The organism is Pseudomonas sp. S3_G06 (assembly GCF_054667565.1).
The window spans coordinates 4,529,918-4,547,536 of sequence record NZ_CP162738.1 but is presented as its reverse complement, the minus strand read 5'-3'; the positions used below and the strand labels follow the sequence as shown (position 1 = coordinate 4,547,536).

The window sequence follows — 17,619 nt, the reverse complement described above, 5'->3', positions numbered from 1 at the left end:
TCTTACATTCCTTGTAGTCGTTGCACGGTAGCTTCTTCAACGGAAGCTGCCGGCCTGTTCGGCGTCATTGCCTGAGCTGTGTCATGGGGTAGAGCAGAGGCTGCGGCGAGGTCGAAAATTTTCTGCGCTGTGTGGCTATCGAGGTGAGCGCGCCAGATAGGTCTGTGTGGCCGCTGCGCCAGTTCTTCCCGGCGCTGCGAACGCACACCCATGCGGCTTTGCTCAAGGGTTTTCAGGTGCGCGCCGGGCACGTTGAAATTCAAGTCGGAGGAATCCCGCCTCGCATAATGAAAGTGTGCGTGCCAGAGGGGATCGTGGGTACGGGCATCGGTGACTACATAGATGTCGAGATAATCCCGATCCGAACCTTTACCGCGTTTCAATCGGCTCTCGACTTTCCGGGCGTTCACGTGGCCCTTGTCGATCAGGTACAGCAGCCGGTCGATGTTCAGAACGTGCTTGTCTTTATAGATTCGCAGGCGGATGTTTTCGCCCTCATCACGCAGGCGTTGACTGGCGTCCTGCAGTTGCCGAATCAGCGCGCCTGTCTCGCCATGGGCCAGTTCCGGTCGCTGCAGCTGCAATGCGGTGTCATTGAATGCCTCGGCTTTGCTTTCAAGCATCTCGACGATGTTGTTCGGATGGTTTTTTTGCCGTTCTTCGCGCAGGGCAGCGCGTATATGCGCTTCGACGCGGTCAAGGTGCTGATTGGCTTCGGCAACCAATGACGGCAAGCTCCTCTGCGGCGTTGCCCGGGGCGAACGCCATTCACCGCGTCCAGGGTCATAGGTCTGTGACGGCTGCCTGGGATTGTGGAGGTTGCGGACCTCGATGACCTTTTCGTTTTGCGCAGTGCGTCGACGCTCGCCGACATGGAACTTGTAGACGCCGTTCTTCTTTGCTCCAAAGATGAGCTTGGGCGGCGGTTGGCTGCCGCTTCTGTCCTGGGCCGGTATGAACTCGAAATCAACGTCCTGCTGGTCGAACGTCAGCAGCGGACGGTCAGCCTGTTGGAGCAGCTGGTTCAAGCGGCCTACCAGCATTTGCTCGAATATTTCCAGTTCTGCAGTGATCTCCATGCGTGAAGTCGCGTGCTGCTCCCCCGCAGCCAGATCAAGGCGTTCGAACCACTGGCGGATGGCTGTGCATTCCTGGAGCAGACCATTCAATACGGCAGGGCGGGAAGCCTCGGGAACTGCGCCAAGCGCTCCGTAAACAAAGGTTGCCTGACCGAAGCGGGTCGCCAGTTCTGATGCCAGAGGGGCGTTGCCGGTCGATTGTGGATTGTCCAGCATCAGACTTTTGGTCAGGACCCAGGAAGCAACAACGTTATGGGTGTCCATTGGTGAGAGAACATCCGCCCTGAAGTCGTCTGGCGAGACCCGCCACTTTTCCACCAGGTTATCGGCGATGTGCTGGCGCTTTTTCAGATGACTCAGGATCCTGCCCAGAACGTTGACTGTTCGCGGAAGCCGCTGCGGGTCGAGGCTGATCATCGGACCCTCCAGGGCGTGGCGCGTCAGGCCGCATTCGATCAGCTGCTGATAGACGAGCATCTGTTTTTTTTGCAGCCTGATCATGTTTTCTATGTAATCGTCCTGCTTCAGGAAGCGCTTGATCGAGGATTTTTGCTCCTCGTAGTATTTCAGCGCCTTTCCAAGATGTTTCAGTTGTTTGTGGCAGTGAATCTCGCGGTCAAGCAGCGCAATTGTTTCTTGTCGAACGGTTTGCGCATGCTCTCCCTGCGCTTTACTTGCCTCCAGCCATGCGTTTATCAGCTGTTCACGTTTATCCTGATCCAGCTTGATCCGCTTGTTGATACCCTCGAGTGCGACTGCCACCTCCAGGTGCTGCCATAAGTCTGAGGGTTGCGCTGCTGCGCCTCTCGGCATTCCGGCTACGCCTGTCAAGGAGGTCCCGCGCCAGCCGGACCGAGCATTGAAAGTGATCGCTTCCGATCTGCCGGAACGGGATGCGACGTAGACATTCGTGGCATCGGTGGCGACAGGATCGTCGGGGCGAACGATGCGCATGACCGCCCTCTGCGGCGCTGATGCATCAAGATCATGCAGGACCTGATAGGCGTGATTCTCGATCTGCACATAGAGTTTGCCGTTGAAGCGCAACAGGCCATCCTCCCCCGGCTCGACCGTGTTGAAATCCAGATCAGTGCGAAACGCCTCCAGCCGGGTCGGGGATAGCGGGTAGGTCGATGGCGCCCATGTTTCGATCGGTTGCCAAAGACGGCTGTCGGCATCGAACTGCAATAGCGGTCCAGACGGGTGCAATTCGCTGGGCAATTTCGCCCGGTAAAGACCGCTGGCGGTGTCCAGACCGACCTGCACGGTGCCACCCTCAGGCACTTGGACATACTGACGTCCCTTGAGCGTCGAAATCCCTTCGACATCGGCCAACGGCAGCTCGACCAGCGAAGTGATCCAGTAATCTCTCAAGGGGCGTTCGCGCACAACTGCAGCAGATTGCGCAACCGCTGTCGTGCTGACCGTCACCTGCGCAGGCACGGAGATAATGCGGTTGAGCCCGCTATCGATCGATGTTTGTACCGCTGACGGCGTCGGGCGTGCGGGGATTCTGTGCCCCGGTCCGCCATCGAAAAGCGCCGTGAAACCAGGTCGGGTTATCGAATAATCGGGTCGCGGATTATGAACCGAGACGGTCGTGATGCCTCTGGTTGGCGGTTTGGGTGCCATTGCCTGTCTTCCTTTACGTTTAATGCCCCGCTGCTCTTGGGAGTGCGACGGGCGGGCGGCTTCCTTGCCGTTTCGTGCGTCGTGCGTTCAACAAAAACGCGTAATGTGTGGCGGGTTGGCGGCGCGAGAGCAGCGCACAGAGAAACCGACCACCGTCGTCGGAATTGGTCAAAATTTGTGCTATATTCCGCGCCCGCGATTTTTCACTTCAACACCGGTCGTCGACATGCAAGCAGCCAAGCCGTTATTTGACTATCCAAAATATTGGGCCGAATGTTTCGGGCCAGCGCCATTCCTGCCGATGAGCAGGGAGGAGATGGATCAGCTCGGCTGGGATTCCTGCGACATCATCATTGTTACCGGTGATGCCTACGTCGATCATCCGTCGTTCGGCATGGCGATCATCGGCCGGCTGCTGGAGTCGCAAGGCTTCCGCGTCGGGATCATCGCGCAGCCGAACTGGCAGTCCAAAGACGACTTCATGAAGCTCGGCGAGCCGAACCTGTTCTTCGGCGTCGCGGCGGGCAACATGGACTCGATGATCAACCGCTACACCGCGGACAAGAAAATCCGTTCCGATGACGCGTACACCCCCGGCGGCATGGCCGGCAAGCGTCCGGATCGCGCCAGCCTGGTTTACAGCCAGCGCTGCAAGGAAGCCTACAAGCACGTGCCGATCGTGCTCGGCGGCATCGAAGCCTCGCTGCGCCGCATCGCCCACTATGACTATTGGCAGGATCGCGTGCGCAATTCGATCCTGATCGACGCCAGCGCCGACATTCTGCTGTACGGCAACGCCGAGCGGGCCATTGTCGAAGTCGCCCAGCGTCTGTCGTGGGGCCACAAGATCGAAGACATCACCGATGTGCGCGGCACCGCATTCATCCGACGTGATACGCCACAAGGCTGGTACGAAGTCGACTCGACGCGCATCGACCGTCCGGGTAAGGTCGACAAGATCATCAACCCGTACGTGAATACCCAGGACACTCAGGCCTGCGCCATCGAGCAGGAAAAAGGCCCGGTCGAAGATCCGCAGGAAGCCAAGGTTGTGCAGATTCTGGCCAGCCCGCGCATGACCCGCGACAAGACCGTGATCCGCCTGCCGTCGATGGAGAAGGTGCGTAACGACCCGGTTTTGTACGCCCACGCCAACCGCGTGTTGCACCTGGAAACCAACCCGGGCAACGCCCGTGCGCTGGTGCAGAAGCATGGCGAGCTCGATGTCTGGTTCAACCCGCCGCCGATTCCGATGACCACTGAAGAAATGGACTACGTGTTCGGCATGCCTTACGCCCGTGTGCCGCACCCGGCGTACGGCAAGGAGAAGATCCCGGCGTACGACATGATCCGTTTCTCGGTGAACATCATGCGTGGCTGTTTTGGTGGCTGCACCTTCTGCTCGATCACCGAGCACGAAGGCCGCATCATCCAGAACCGTTCAGAAGAGTCGATCATTCGCGAAATCGAAGAGATCCGCGACAAGGTCCCGGGCTTCACCGGGGTCATTTCCGACCTCGGCGGACCGACTGCGAACATGTACCGCATCGCCTGCAAGAGCCCGGAAATCGAATCCGCCTGCCGCAAGCCGTCGTGCGTGTTCCCCGGTATCTGCCCGAACCTGAACACCGACCACTCGTCGCTGATTCAGCTGTATCGCAGCGCCCGTGCCCTGCCGGGAGTAAAGAAGATTCTGATTGCCTCGGGCCTGCGCTACGACCTCGCCGTCGAGTCGCCGGAGTACGTCAAGGAACTGGTGACCCACCACGTCGGCGGTTACCTGAAGATCGCCCCGGAACACACCGAGGAAGGTCCGCTTAACCAGATGATGAAACCGGGCATCGGCAGCTATGACAAGTTCAAGCGCATGTTCGAGAAGTACACCAAGGAAGCGGGCAAGGAGCAGTACCTGATTCCGTACTTCATCGCTGCGCACCCGGGCACCACCGACGAAGACATGATGAACCTCGCCCTGTGGCTCAAGGGCAACGGCTTCCGCGCCGACCAGGTGCAGGCGTTCTACCCGTCGCCGATGGCTACTGCCACCGCGATGTACCACTCGGGGAAGAACCCGCTGCGCAAGGTCACCTACAAGAGCGACGGCGTGACCATCGTCAAGAGCGAAGATCAGCGTCGTCTGCACAAGGCGTTCTTGCGTTATCACGACCCGAAAGGCTGGCCGATGCTGCGTGAAGCGCTGATCCGCATGGGCCGCGCGGATCTGATCGGGCCGGGCAAGGATCAGTTGATTCCGGCGCATCAGCCGGCCACCGACAGCTACCAGAGCGCCCGTCGCAAGAACTCGACGCCGGCCGGCAGCCACAAGGTCGCCAAAGAGAAGACCACCAAGATTCTCACACAGCACACCGGTTTGCCGCCGCGTGCCAGTGATGGCGGTAATCCGTGGGACAAGCGTGAACAGGCCAAGGCTGCGGCATTCGCCCGCAACCAGCAGGCGGCCAAGGAGCGCAAGGATGCGGCGAAAGGCAAAGGGCCGAAGCCGACGCGCAAGCCGGTCGTGCCGCGCTAAACACTGCTTGAGCTGAACAGAACGCCAACCTTCGGGTTGGCGTTTTGCTGATCGTTCCCACGCTCCGCGCGGGAACGATCAAGTTGTTGCCGCTGGCCTCTTCGCGAGCAGGCTCGCTCCCACAGGGGAACGCATTGCACATGTGGGAGCGAGCCTGCTCGCGAAAGCGTCCGATCAAACACCGCAAGAATTAGCGTCCGCAACATTTGCGTGCAACTGAGTCCAAGCATTTCCTCGCATCGCCCGGTTTTGGTGCTGTACTGCCTTGAGCATTTCGCGAAAGCGCGCAAGCCTGTGCATGGCATAAGTCTTGCGCGCTTTCCCATACGCCCAAGGCTCGCAGGAGGCACGCCGTGTCGATTCATGTCGCATTGCATCACGTCACGCATTATCGCTACGACCGCGCTGTCGAACTCGGCCCGCAGATCGTCCGCCTGCGCCCGGCGCCCCACAGCCGCACGCGAATTCTTTCCTATGCGCTGAAAGTCTCGCCCGAGCAGCATTTCATCAACTGGCAGCAGGACCCCCAGGGCAATTACCTGGCACGTCTGGTGTTTCCGGAAAAAACCGCAGAGCTGCGCATCGAAGTCGATCTGGTCGCGGAAATGGCGGTGTTCAATCCGTTCGACTTCTTCCTCGAACCGTACGCCGAGCGAATCCCGTTCAGCTACGCCGCCGATGAGCGCAAGGAGCTGGCGCCGTACCTCGAAACCCTGCCGCTGACGCCAACGTTCAAGGCTTACCTGGACAGCATCGACCGCACGCCACTGCCGGCGGTGGATTTTCTGGTGGCGCTCAATCAGCGCCTCAGCGAAGACATCGGCTACCTGATCCGCATGGAGCCCGGCGTGCAGACTCCGGAGCACACACTGCAACACGCCTCCGGTTCCTGCCGTGATTCGGCATGGTTGCTGGTGCAGCTGTTGCGTAATCTCGGTCTGGCGGCGCGGTTTGTTTCCGGCTACCTGATTCAACTGACCGCCGATGTGAAAAGCCTCGACGGCCCGTCCGGCACCGACGTCGACTTCACCGACCTGCATGCCTGGTGCGAGGTGTATCTGCCGGGGGCCGGCTGGATCGGCCTCGATGCCACGTCCGGGTTGTTCGCCGGGGAGGGTCATATTCCGTTGGCCTGCAGTCCCGATCCGTCCTCGGCGGCACCGATCAGTGGTCTGGTCGAGCCTTGCGAGACGCAGTTCAGCCACGAAATGTCGGTCGAGCGAATCTGGGAAGCGCCACGTGTCACCAAGCCCTACACCGATGAACAGTGGCGGGCGATCCAGGCGCTGGGGCGGCAGATCGATGCCGACCTGCTTGAAGGCGATGTGCGCCTGACCATGGGCGGCGAGCCGACCTTCGTCTCCATCGACGACCCGGACGGCGCCGAATGGAACACCGCCGCGCTGGGGCCGGACAAGCGTCGGCTGTCCGCCGAACTGTTTCAACGCATGCGCAAGCAATATGCACCGCAGGGGCTGGTGCATTTCGGTCAGGGCAAGTGGTATCCCGGCGAGCAGTTGCCGCGCTGGTCGCTCAATTGTTACTGGCGCCGCGACGGTCAGCCGATCTGGCACAACGACGCGTTGATCGCCGACGAACAGCAGGACTACGGCGCCGACGGCGAACTGGCCGGACGTTTTCTGGCCAGTGTCGCCGAGCGCCTGAAGTTGCCTGCGCGCTTTGTGTTCCCGGCCTTTGAGGATCATCTCTATTACCTGTGGCGCGAGGGCGCGTTGCCTGGCAACGTCAGCGCCGAAGATTCGCGCCTGGAAGAACCGCTGGAGCGCGCCCGGTTGCGCAAGGTCTTCAGTCAGGGCCTGAACAAGGTGATCGGCCAGGTGCTGCCACTGGCGCGCACGGCCAAGGGCGATCAATGGCAGAGCGGGCGTTGGTATCTGCGTGATGAGCACTGTCGCCTGGTGCCAGGCGATTCGCCGCTGGGTTATCGCTTGCCGCTGGCGTCGCAGCCTTGGGTGAAAGCGGCGGAATATCCTTTCATCCATCCCACTGACCCGAATCAGGACTTTGCTGCACTGCCGGATGCCGCGCAGCTCGGGCTTCACGGCGAACCTGCTGCGCCGGATGAGCGGGTGCCGAAAATCGATGAGTCCGCTGACTGGCTGACCCGTACCGCATTCTGCGCCGAGGCCCGCGAAGGGCGGCTGTGTCTGTTCATGCCGCCGCTGGAGCGGGTCGAGGATTATCTGGAACTGGTCTCGGCCATTGAGGCCACCGCCGAAGAATTGCATTGCCCGGTACTGCTGGAAGGCTATGAGCCACCGAGTGATCCGCGCCTGAGCAATTTCCGTGTCACTCCGGACCCGGGCGTGATCGAGGTCAACGTGCAGCCATCGGCGACTTGGGACGAGTTGGTCGAGCGCACTGAGTTTCTCTATGAACAGGCACGACAGACCCGGCTGACCACCGAGAAGTTCATGATCGACGGGCGCCACACCGGCACCGGCGGCGGCAACCATTTCGTCCTTGGCGGCGCGACACCGGCGGACTCACCGTTTCTGCGGCGGCCGGATCTGCTGCGCAGCCTGATCAGTTACTGGCACAACCATCCTTCGCTGTCGTACCTGTTTTCCGGCCTCTTCATCGGCCCGACGTCCCAAGCGCCACGGGTCGACGAGGCGCGTAATGACGCCTTGTACGAACTGGAAATCGCTTTCGCGCAGATGCCGGAACCGGGCGAGGAATGTGCGCCGTGGCTGGTCGATCGACTGTTGCGCAATCTGCTGATCGACGTCACCGGCAATACCCATCGCGCCGAATTCTGCATCGACAAACTGTATTCACCGGACGGCGCCACCGGGCGTCTCGGCTTGCTGGAACTGCGCGCTTTTGAAATGCCGCCCCATGCGCGCATGAGTCTGGCTCAGCAGTTGTTGCTGCGGGCACTGGTCGCGCGGTTCTGGCGCGAGCCTTATGCGCCGGCGAAACTGGCACGCTGGGGCACCGAGCTGCACGATCGCTTTTTGCTGCCGCACTTTATCGAAGAGGATTTCGCCGACGTCATCGTCGAACTCAACAACGCCGGCTATCCGTTGCGTGCGGAGTGGTTCGCGGCGCATCTGGAGTTTCGTTTTCCCAAGGTCGGCGACTACGCCGTCAATGGCATCGAGCTGGAGCTGCGTCAGGCGCTTGAACCCTGGCACGTGCTGGGCGAGGAGGGCTCGGCGGGCGGCACGGTGCGCTACGTCGATTCATCGCTGGAGCGCTTGCAGGTCAAACTCAACGGCTTGCCGCCACAACGTTATTTGCTGACCTGCAACGGCGTCGCGGTGCCGTTGCACCCGACCGGGCGGGTGGGTGAGTTTGTCGCCGGGGTGCGCTTTCGGGCGTGGCAACCAGCCAACTGCCTGCATCCGACCATACCGGTGCACGCGCCGTTGGTGTTCGACCTGCTCGATACCTGGATGGGGCGTTCGCTGGGTGGTTGCCAGTACCACGTGGCCCATCCCGGTGGGCGCAATTACGAGACCTTGCCGGTCAATGCCAATGAAGCGGAGAGCCGGCGCATGGCGCGTTTCTTCCGCCTCGGACACACGCCGGGGAAACTTCCCGTACCCAAGGTAGAAACCAATGACGAGCTACCGATGACCATCGACCTGCGCCGTTACTAGAGCCTACGCAACACGCGGATTTTTCGTATATCCGCGTGTCATGTGCCTGCGTTAGTCTGACCGTTCCCTGCTGTCTGCCGAGCTTTCCATGCCTGACCTGTTAGACCGCTACCCGCTGACTGCGGGCACCTATCACGAACTGCTCGACGGCAGCGGCGCAGTGCGTGCGCATTGGCAGCGCCTGTTCGATCAGTTGCAGCGCAGCAGTCCAGCGCAACTGGTGCAGCGTCAGGCCTTGCTGGCGCGGCAGATTCAGGAAAACGGCGTCACCTATAACGTCTATGCCGATCCCAAGGGCGCTGACCGGCCGTGGGAGCTGGATCTGCTGCCCCATGTGATCGCGGCTGATGAATGGCAGCAATTGTCCGCCGGCATCGCTCAGCGTGCGCGCTTGCTCAACGCAGTGCTGGCGGATCTGTACGGTCCGCAGCGGTTGATCAGCGAAGGCCTGCTGCCCGCCGAGCTGGTATTCGGGCACAACAATTTTCTCTGGCCCTGTCAGGGCATTGCCCCGCCCGAGTCAGCCTTTTTGCATTTGTATGCCGTGGATCTGGCGCGCACGCCGGATGGTCGCTGGTGGGTCACTGCCGATCGCACCCAGGCGCCGTCCGGGGCCGGCTATGCGCTGGAAAACCGCACCATCGTCTCCCGCGCCTTTCCCGATTTGTACCGTGATCTGAAGGTTCAGCATCTGGCCGGTTTCTTCCGCACCTTGCAGGAAACTTTGGCCCGTCAGGCGCCGCAGGGCGATGACGCACCGCTGGTGGTGCTGCTGACGCCGGGGCGGTTCAATGAAAGTTATTTCGAACATCTGTATCTGGCCCGTCAGCTCGGTTATCCGCTGGTCGAGGGCGGCGATCTGACTGTGCGCAATGCCACGGTGTACCTGAAGACCCTCAGCGGCCTGCGTCGGGTGCACGCGATCATGCGCCGCCTCGACGATGATTTCTGCGACCCGCTGGAACTGCGTACCGACTCGGCGCTCGGCGTCCCCGGCCTGCTCGAAGCGGTGCGCCAAGGGCGGGTACTGGTCGCCAATGCGCTGGGCAGCGGCGTGCTGGAATCGCCAGGGCTGCTGGGGTTTCTGCCGAAGATCAATCAATACCTGTTCGGCGAAGAACTGATCCTGCCGTCGATCGCCACCTGGTGGTGCGGTGAAGCGCCAGTGCTGGCGCAGGCGCTGGAAAAACTTCCGGAGCTGTTGATCAAACCGGCGTTCCCGTCGCAGAGCTTCGCCCCGGTGTTCGGCCGTGATTTGAGTGACAGTCAGCGCCTCGAGCTGGCGCAGCGTATGCAGGCACGGCCTTATGCCTACGTCGCGCAAGAACTCGCGCAACTGTCGCAGGCGCCGGTGTGGCAAGCCGAGGACGGTCATCTGCAACCCCGCGCGATCGGCATGCGCATGTATGCGGTGGCCAGCCACGATGGCTACCGCGTGTTGCCGGGTGGTCTGACCCGAGTGGCGGCCGATGCCGATGCCGAAGTGGTGTCGATGCAGCGCGGCGGGGCGAGCAAGGACACCTGGGTGCTCAGCGATCGTGCGCCAAGTGGCGAGCAGTGGAAGGCGCAACGCAGTGTCGGCGTGCACGATCTGGTGCGGCGCGATCCGTACCTGCCGTCGCGGGTGGTGGAAAACCTGTTCTGGTTCGGCCGCTACTGCGAACGCTGCGACGACAGCGCGCGGCTGCTGCGCATCATGCTCACGCGTTACGTCGATGGCGATGATCCGCAGGCGCTGCAAGCAGCGGTCGATCTCGGCGAGCGGCTGGCCTTGCTGCCCGATGAAGGCGAACTGCCGGAGCGCCTGCTCGCTGCGTTGCTGGGCGAGGATTGGTCGTTCAGCCTGCGCTCCAACTTGCAACGCCTGCAATGGGCCGCCTCGCAAGTGCGCGGCAAGCTGTCCCGGGAAAACTGGCAGGCGCTGGTCGAATTGCAGCGCGAGGCGCTGGAGCTGGAAGTCGATGAACCGGACTTCGGCGAACTGCTGGATTTCCTCAACCGTCTGGTGATGTCGCTGGCAGCGCTGTCGGGGTTTGCGCTGGATGACATGACCCGCGACGAAGGCTGGCGTTTTCTGATGATTGGCCGACGCATCGAACGCCTGCAATTTCTCAGCAGCAGCCTCGCCGCATTTCTGCGCGGTGCGGGTGCTTTCGATCAGGCCGGGCTGGAGTGGTTGCTGGAGTTGGGTAACAGCAGCATCACCTATCGCTCGCGCTATCTGGCGGTGGCGCAACTGATTCCGGTGCTGGATTTGCTGCTGCTGGATGAGCAGAACCCTCACGCGGTGCTGTTTCAGCTGAAACTGGTCACCCGCACGCTGAAACGCCTGAACGACGATTTCGCCGCGCCTCGGGAAACCGCGCTGCCGCAACTGGTCGAGCGCCTGTCGCGGTTTGATCTCGGTTGCCTGGAGAATCCGCTGTTCGGCAAATCCAGCGTACGTGCCGCGCTGGATGGTCTGGCCGATCTGTTGCAGGAAATCGCCGAAGCCAGCGGCCAGGTATCGGATCGTCTGGCGCTGCGCCATTTCGCCCATGTCGATGATGTCAGCCAGCGAACGGTGTCCGTGTGATGAGCGCTCAATATCAGATCTTCCACGACACCTGTTATCACTACGACAGCCCGGTCTCCCTCGCGCAGCAACTCGCGCACCTGTGGCCGCGCGAATGCGGCTGGCAGCGCTGCACCGAGCAGCAACTGTTGATCAGTCCCGAGCCGACCATGCGCCGTGATGAGCTGGATGTATTCGGCAATCCGTTGACGCGTCTGGCATTTGAACGGCCCCATGACGAATTGCAGGTCAACGCCCGGCTGACGGTCGAGGTGCTGGCGCGGCCGGCGCTGGATTTCAACCAGTCGCCAACGTGGGAGCAGACCCGCGATGCGCTGACCTACAGCAGTCAGCCGTTGTCCGCCGACTTGCTCGAAGCCTGTCGCTACCGGTTCCAGTCTCCTTATGTGCATTTGAAGCGCAGCTTCGTCGAGTTCTCGCAAAGCTGTTTTCCGCCAGGGCGACCGTTGCTGCTCGGGGTGCAGGCGCTGATGCAGAAGATCTTCAGCGAATTCACCTTCGATGCCGAAGCCACCCAGGTGGCGACGCCGCTGGTGGAAGTGCTGGAGCGTCGACGCGGCGTGTGTCAGGACTTTGCTCATCTGATGCTGGCCTGCGTGCGCTCGCGCGGTCTGGCGGCGCGTTATGTCAGCGGCTACCTGCTCACCCAGCCGCCGCCGGGGCAGCCACGCCTGATCGGCGCCGACGCCTCGCATGCGTGGGTATCGGTGTTCTGTCCGATGTCGGGCTGGGTGGATTTCGATCCGACCAACAATGTGCAGCCGGCGCTGGAACACATCACGCTGGCGTGGGGAAGGGATTTCTCCGATGTGTCGCCGCTGCGTGGGGTGATTCTCGGTGGCGGTAATCATGACCCGGAAGTGCGGGTTACGGTGATGCCTCAGAATTGATGAGTCTTCAAATGTGGGAGCGAGCCTGCTCGCGAAAGCGTCAGGTCAGCCAATAGATTTGTAACAGATATATCGCATTCGCGAGCAGGCTCGCTCCCACAGGGGATTTTGGTGTGTCAGAGAAAGCAGGGCTGTGAGGGCCGGCAGCAGAACTGCCAGCCCCGTCACAAATCCGCAGGGTCTGATTCGATCATCAAACCCGGTGGGGCTCAGGCGTCGGGCGCCTGATCTTTCGGTGCATCGGATGCATCAACATCATCATCGGTCGCCACTTCACCGTCAGGGTTCAGTGCCGCTTCTTCAGCGGTTTGCTTCTTGCGCTGAAGCTTTTCCTCTTTCTTCTGTTCCTTTGCCAGGTCTCGTTGACGTTTGGCGAAGGAGTAATTGGGTTTGGCCATGGGCGATCCTCTGGGGTCGAAGGTGAGGTTGAGCGGCGCGTATTCTGCCCTGTATCGGTGTCCGGGGGTTAACCGGGTTTTTGGTCGACCCACTTGGGCGTGACGGTCGGCTGCCACTGATCGAGGGCGTCGAGCAGGGAATCTGGCGATTCGCTCACTTGCAGCATGTCACGGTGTGGCGCGCGAACGAAGCCTTCGCCGACGATATGATCGAGAAAAGCCGTGAGCTTGCTGTAGAAACCGTTCACTTCCAGCAGCCCCAAAGGCTTGCCGTGATAGCCGAGCTGGCCCCAGGTCCAGACTTCGAACAGCTCTTCCAGCGTGCCGAGGCCGCCGGGCAGGGCGATGAATGCATCGCTGAGTTCGGCCATCCGCGCCTTGCGCGCATGCATGCCGTCGACCACTTCCAGGCGCGTCAGGCTCTTGTGGCCGATCTCCTTGTCCATCAGGCTTTGCGGAATGATGCCGATCACTTCGCCGCCAGCGGCCAGCGCGGCATCAGCCACAATGCCCATCAAGCCGACCGCGCCGCCGCCGTAGACCAGCGTCAGATTTCGCTCGGCCAATGCCCGGCCAAGGGCCACGGCAGCTTCAGTGTAGGCCGGCACGGTACCGGCGTTGGCACCGCAAAACACACAAACGGATTTCAGCGACATGCGTTACTCCTGAGTCGATCAGTCGCACAGGGTAACGGCTGGCACGCTGCGCTCCAAGGACTAGACTTCGCGTTCGGGTGATTCGAAAGTACCGCTGGCGCCACAAGCGTAGGCGGCGAGCAAGCTGCACAACAGGCCGTTAAAGAACATGACTGGCACTCCGTTTCAGTAGGTGGGCCGATCATAGGCCTGGCCCAACGAAATGGCCGTTAGATTGTGTCGATGAGTGTCATAGTCTGAAAGTTGTATACAATTTTTGACTCAAGTCATATGAACTTGCGATGATTTCAGGCAGTCTTTCCACCACTAGTGTTTTTGTTAACCCTGCCTTGGAGATTCACCATGTTTTCCAAAGTTGTTGCGGTATCCCTGCTGGCGCTGGCCAGCAGCCAATTGATGGCTGCCGAGTGCAAAACCACCGTTGATTCCACCGATCAGATGTCCTTCAACACCAAGGAAATCGTGATCGACAAGAGCTGCAAGACCTTCACCGTCGAACTGACCCACTCCGGCAGCCTGCCGAAGACCGTCATGGGCCATAACCTGGTGATCAGCAAAGAAGCTGACATGCAGCCAATCGCTACCGACGGCCTGGCGGCCGGTATCGACAAGAACTACCTGAAAGATGGCGACGCACGAATCATCGCCCACACCAAGATCATCGGCGCCAAGGAAACCGATTCGGTGACCTTTGACGTTGCCAAGGTGGCTGACGGTGGCTACGGCTTCTTCTGCTCGTTCCCTGGCCACATCTCGATGATGAAAGGCACCATCGTCGTCAAGTAATCAGGGCCAATGTGGGAGCGAGCCTGCTCGCGAAGAGGCCATCCGCTTCACCGAAAGACTGATGGCCAAAGAAAAAGCCCGCGGAGGATCACTCCTCAGCGGGCTTTTTCATGCCTTTGAAAAATCAAGGCGCAAACGGCATGACCCGCTTGTGATGAGTCTTGTTGTACGTATCGACAATGATCTTCGCCGCCTCATCCCGCACCTTTTCCCCGTGCAGAAACGCATCGATCTCGGCATAGGTCACGCCGTGCGCCGCTTCGTCCGGTTTGCCCGGTGACAAATCTTCGAGGTCAGCCGTCGGGACTTTCTCGACCAGCGTTTCCGGCGCGCCAAAGCTGCGGGCAATCGCACGCACCTGATTTTTCACCAGGCCGCTGAGTGGGGCGAGGTCGCAGGCGCCATCGCCGAACTTGGTGAAGAAACCCATCACCGCTTCCGCCGCGTGGTCGGTGCCAATCACCAGACCGCCCGCCACTCCGGCAATCGTGTACTGCGCCACCATGCGCATCCGCGCCTTGGTATTGCCCAGCACGAAGTCCACCGACGCCGCCGGTTTGCATTCGAACGCCGACACCTGAGCTGCCAGCGCCTTGACCGCCGGGCCGATGTTCACGGTGTGGATTTCGTCAGGGGCGATGCAGTCGAGCGAGGCCTTGGCGTCGTGCTCGTCGAACTGGGTTTCGTAGGGCAGGCGCACGGCGATGAATTTGTAGCGGTCGTCACCGGTTTTTTCGCGCAGTTCACGTACCGCGCGCTGGGCCAGCAGGCCGGCGGTCAGTGAGTCAACGCCGCCGCTGATGCCCAGCACCAGGGTCTTGAGCCCGGAATTGACCAGGCAATCCTGGATGAACGTCAGGCGCCGGGCGACTTCGGCCTGCAGGGCCTGGTCGTCGGCGAACGGTGGTTGCACCTTGAGCTGCTCAGCAATCTCACGCTGTACGGCTTGCATGAATTCACTCCTTGCTAGATAGACTGGATTCGGCAGGAACCTGAAACACATGTCGCAAATAGGCGACGAAATTCGGATCTTTGCAGTGGGTCTTGCCAGGCTCGTCGGAGATCTTCGCCACCGGCTGGCCGTTGCAGGCGGTCATTTTAAGCACGATGCTCATCGGTTCGACACCCGGGATATCGCAGGTGAGGTTGGTACCGATGCCGAAGCTCACATTGATGCGACCGTGCAGCGCGCGGAAAATCTCCAACGATTTCGGCAGGGTCAGACTGTCGGAGAACACCAGGGTCTTGCTCATCGGGTCGATGCCGAGCTTGTGGTAGTGCGCGATGCACTTTTCGCCCCACGCCACCGGGTCCCCGGAGTCATGGCGCAGACCGTCGAAGAGCTTGGCGAAGAACAGATCGAAATCGCCAAGAAACGCATCGGTAGTGATGCAGTCGGTGAGGGCAATGCCGAGCAGGCCACGGTACTCGCGAACCCAGCAGTCGAGCGCGGCGATCTGGCTGTCGATCAGACGCGGGCCTAGTTGCTGATGGGCCATGATCCACTCATGGGCCATGGTGCCCAGCGGTTTCATGTCCAGCTCGCGGGACAGATGTACGTTGCTGGTACCGACGAAACGACCCGGGAAGTCATGCTTGAGCACGTTGACCACTTCGGCCTGGACGCCAAAGGAAAAGCGCCGGCGCGTGCCGAAATCGGCAACCTGCAGTTGCGACAGCTCATCGGCCGAGGCATTGGCGGTCAGCCAGTCGAACTTGCGATACAGCTGTTCGCGTGCCTGCTCCAGCGAAGTCTCCCGGTAGCGATAGCGGTTGCGCACTTCGCTGACGATCGCCAGCAGCGGCACTTCGTAGAGGATCACATGCAGCCATGGCCCGCGCAGACGGATGAACAGTTCTCCGTTCTCGATGCCGGTGTGCAGGTAGCGCAGGTTGAAGCGGAACAGGCCGAGGAAGCGCAGAAAATCCGGTTTCAGAAAGCTGATACGCTCGAGAAAACTCAACTGATCAGCACTCAGGCTCAGCTCGGCCAGACGCTCGATCTGATGACGAATCTCGGCCAGATACGGGCGCAGATCCTCGGCGTTGCGGCAACGGAACTCCCATTCGACTTCGACGTTGGGGTAGTTGTGCAGCACCGCCTGCATCATCGTCAGCTTGTAGAAGTCGGTGTCGAGCAGGTTCTGCACGATGCGATCGGCAAACACACTCTCGCTCATAAACGGGTCTCCAGTTGCGCCGCGCCTTGCGCGGTCTATATCGATGGCGCTAGTGGCGCATATCGGCGGTGGGGATTGCCAGCATTTTTTCAGAGCGCCGCAGATCCACCGTGGGAGCGAGCCTGCTCGCGAATGCGGTGTGTCAGTTAAAGATGATGTGGCTGACCCGACGCTTTCGCGAGCAGGCTCGCTCCCACAGGGAACCCGGTTGACCTCACACCGGGCTATCGATCTGCTCCAGCATCCATTTCACAAAATCCCGCACCTTCGGCACTTCCGCCGCGTGCTCCGGGTAGGCCAGGTAATAGGCATCGCTGCTGGGCATCGCATGCTGCCAGGGTATGACCAGTTTGCCTTCGGCCAATTCCTCTTCCACCAGAAACCGTGGCAGCAGCGCCACGCCACAACCGACCTGGGCGGCGCGGATGCACATGTAAAAGGTTTCGAAACGCGGCCCGTGGTAGCTGTGTTCGGTGTGGTAGCCCTGACTGTCGAACCAGTCGTGCCAGGCTTGCGGTCGCGAGGCATTTTGCAGCAGCACCAGGTCGGTGAGTTGTGTCGGGTCAGTGAATGGCGTGTCCGGCAGGCTGCCCGGGGCGCACACCGGCACCAGTTGTTCGCCGAACAATTTCAGGCATTCGGTGCCCGGCCGCGAAGCCTGGCCGAAATAGAAGGCCAGATCGCTGCGCCCCTGCAACAGATCGTCGGCTTCCTGTTCGTTGCACAGATCCAGATGAATCGACGGATGGCGCAGGCGCCAGCCTTTCAGGCGCGGCACCAGCCAACGGGCGCCGAAGGTCGAAGGGGTGGAAACGCGCAGGACTTCGGTTTCGCCGCCGTAGGAACGCAGGTAATGCGTCGACATCTCCACTTGGCTGAGGATTTTTCTGACCTCGACCAGATACAAATCCCCGGCCGGCGTCATCTGCAAGCGCCGACGCACGCGGCGGAACAGCAAGTGCTGCAACAGTTCTTCAAGCTGCGCGACCTGTTTGCTCACCGCACTCTGGGTCAGGTTCAGCTCTTCAGCGGCGCGGGTAAAACTCAGGTGCCGGGTCACGGCCTCGAAGCATTGCAACGCGGTGATCGAGGGCAAGTGGCGTTTGTTCAGCATGGCCAGTCCTTTTTCTTGTCTTTCGCTAGGCAGCATGAATAAACGGAATGATATCTGGCGTAAAGGTCGTTTGTTGCATCGCCGCAGTGAGGCTACAACTAAAGGCCTGCCCGGCCATGCGAAGGATGGCCGCACACATTCTGTTTTTGT

11 protein-coding genes are annotated in these 17,619 nt (G+C 60.8%); 5 read left to right on the top strand and 6 right to left on the bottom strand.

Annotation, left to right across the window (positions count from 1 at the left end):
- Positions 1-2: 2 nt before the first annotated feature.
- Complete coding sequence (locus AB4N47_RS20350) at positions 3-2,711, bottom strand: hypothetical protein (protein WP_460154323.1); 2,709 nt, start codon at positions 2,709-2,711, stop codon at positions 3-5.
- Positions 2,712-2,937: 226 nt separating this feature from the next.
- On the opposite strand from AB4N47_RS20350, the gene AB4N47_RS20345 reads away from it, so the two are divergent.
- The 4 genes from AB4N47_RS20345 to AB4N47_RS20330 all read left to right on the top strand — a co-directional run bounded on the left by AB4N47_RS20345 (position 2,938) and on the right by AB4N47_RS20330 (position 12,335).
- Positions 2,938-5,241: a YgiQ family radical SAM protein gene (locus AB4N47_RS20345; RefSeq protein WP_016771932.1), complete on the top strand. Its 2,304-nt coding sequence runs from the start codon at positions 2,938-2,940 to the stop codon at positions 5,239-5,241.
- Between the two features lie 353 nt (positions 5,242-5,594).
- Positions 5,595-8,870 carry a transglutaminase family protein gene (locus AB4N47_RS20340; RefSeq protein WP_341638490.1) on the top strand — a complete coding sequence of 1,092 codons (3,276 nt, stop codon included), beginning with the start codon at positions 5,595-5,597 and terminating at the stop codon, positions 8,868-8,870.
- Positions 8,871-8,958: 88 nt separating this feature from the next.
- The gene (locus tag AB4N47_RS20335; protein WP_243242439.1) at positions 8,959-11,445 is read left to right on the top strand and encodes a circularly permuted type 2 ATP-grasp protein; all 2,487 of its coding nucleotides are present in this window, start codon (positions 8,959-8,961) and stop codon (positions 11,443-11,445) included.
- A complete protein-coding gene (locus AB4N47_RS20330; protein WP_341638491.1) occupies positions 11,445-12,335 on the top strand; it encodes a transglutaminase family protein in 891 nt (296 codons plus the stop codon). Before AB4N47_RS20335 ends, AB4N47_RS20330 begins: the two co-directional genes overlap by 1 nt.
- 209 nt (positions 12,336-12,544) lie before the next feature.
- Here AB4N47_RS20330 and AB4N47_RS20325 read toward each other — a convergent pair whose 3' ends face one another.
- On the bottom strand, positions 12,545-12,733 hold the full coding sequence (locus AB4N47_RS20325; RefSeq protein ID WP_039756918.1) for a hypothetical protein: 189 nt from the start codon (positions 12,731-12,733) through the stop codon (positions 12,545-12,547).
- Positions 12,734-12,801: 68 nt separating this feature from the next.
- Positions 12,802-13,389 carry an LOG family protein gene (locus AB4N47_RS20320; RefSeq protein WP_024011379.1) on the bottom strand — a complete coding sequence of 196 codons (588 nt, stop codon included), beginning with the start codon at positions 13,387-13,389 and terminating at the stop codon, positions 12,802-12,804.
- Between the two features lie 342 nt (positions 13,390-13,731).
- Here AB4N47_RS20320 and azu point away from each other — a divergent pair, with 342 nt between their 5' ends.
- Positions 13,732-14,175 (top strand): azurin, encoded by a 444-nt coding sequence (gene azu, locus AB4N47_RS20315; RefSeq protein ID WP_024011380.1) that lies wholly within the window; start codon positions 13,732-13,734, stop codon positions 14,173-14,175.
- Between the two features lie 124 nt (positions 14,176-14,299).
- Here azu and nadE read toward each other — a convergent pair whose 3' ends face one another.
- The 3 genes from nadE to AB4N47_RS20300 form a co-directional block, all read right to left on the bottom strand.
- Positions 14,300-15,127 (bottom strand): ammonia-dependent NAD(+) synthetase, encoded by an 828-nt coding sequence (gene nadE / locus AB4N47_RS20310; protein WP_341638492.1) that lies wholly within the window; start codon positions 15,125-15,127, stop codon positions 14,300-14,302.
- Between the two features lie 4 nt (positions 15,128-15,131).
- Positions 15,132-16,355, bottom strand: a complete 1,224-nt coding sequence (gene pncB, locus AB4N47_RS20305) for a nicotinate phosphoribosyltransferase (protein WP_024011382.1) — start codon at positions 16,353-16,355, stop codon at positions 15,132-15,134.
- Positions 16,356-16,569: 214 nt separating this feature from the next.
- Positions 16,570-17,469, bottom strand: a complete 900-nt coding sequence (locus AB4N47_RS20300) for a LysR family transcriptional regulator (protein ID WP_071174249.1) — start codon at positions 17,467-17,469, stop codon at positions 16,570-16,572.
- Positions 17,470-17,619: the final 150 nt, after the last annotated feature.

Bases quoted from the DNA above. Each gene is read 5' to 3' on its own strand.
- azu (WP_024011380.1), top strand. From the start codon at position 13,732: ATGTTTTCCAAAGTTGTTGCGGTATCCCTGCTGGCGCTGGCCAGCAGC.
- AB4N47_RS20320 (WP_024011379.1), bottom strand. From the start codon at position 13,389: ATGTCGCTGAAATCCGTTTGTGTGTTTTGCGGTGCCAACGCCGGTACC.
- AB4N47_RS20335 (WP_243242439.1), top strand. From the start codon at position 8,959: ATGCCTGACCTGTTAGACCGCTACCCGCTGACTGCGGGCACCTATCAC.
- pncB (WP_024011382.1), bottom strand. From the start codon at position 16,355: ATGAGCGAGAGTGTGTTTGCCGATCGCATCGTGCAGAACCTGCTCGAC.
- nadE (WP_341638492.1), bottom strand. From the start codon at position 15,127: ATGCAAGCCGTACAGCGTGAGATTGCTGAGCAGCTCAAGGTGCAACCA.
- AB4N47_RS20345 (WP_016771932.1), top strand. From the start codon at position 2,938: ATGCAAGCAGCCAAGCCGTTATTTGACTATCCAAAATATTGGGCCGAA.
- AB4N47_RS20325 (WP_039756918.1), bottom strand. From the start codon at position 12,733: ATGGCCAAACCCAATTACTCCTTCGCCAAACGTCAACGAGACCTGGCA.
- AB4N47_RS20300 (WP_071174249.1), bottom strand. From the start codon at position 17,469: ATGCTGAACAAACGCCACTTGCCCTCGATCACCGCGTTGCAATGCTTC.
- AB4N47_RS20330 (WP_341638491.1), top strand. From the start codon at position 11,445: ATGAGCGCTCAATATCAGATCTTCCACGACACCTGTTATCACTACGAC.
- AB4N47_RS20350 (WP_460154323.1), bottom strand. From the start codon at position 2,711: ATGGCACCCAAACCGCCAACCAGAGGCATCACGACCGTCTCGGTTCAT.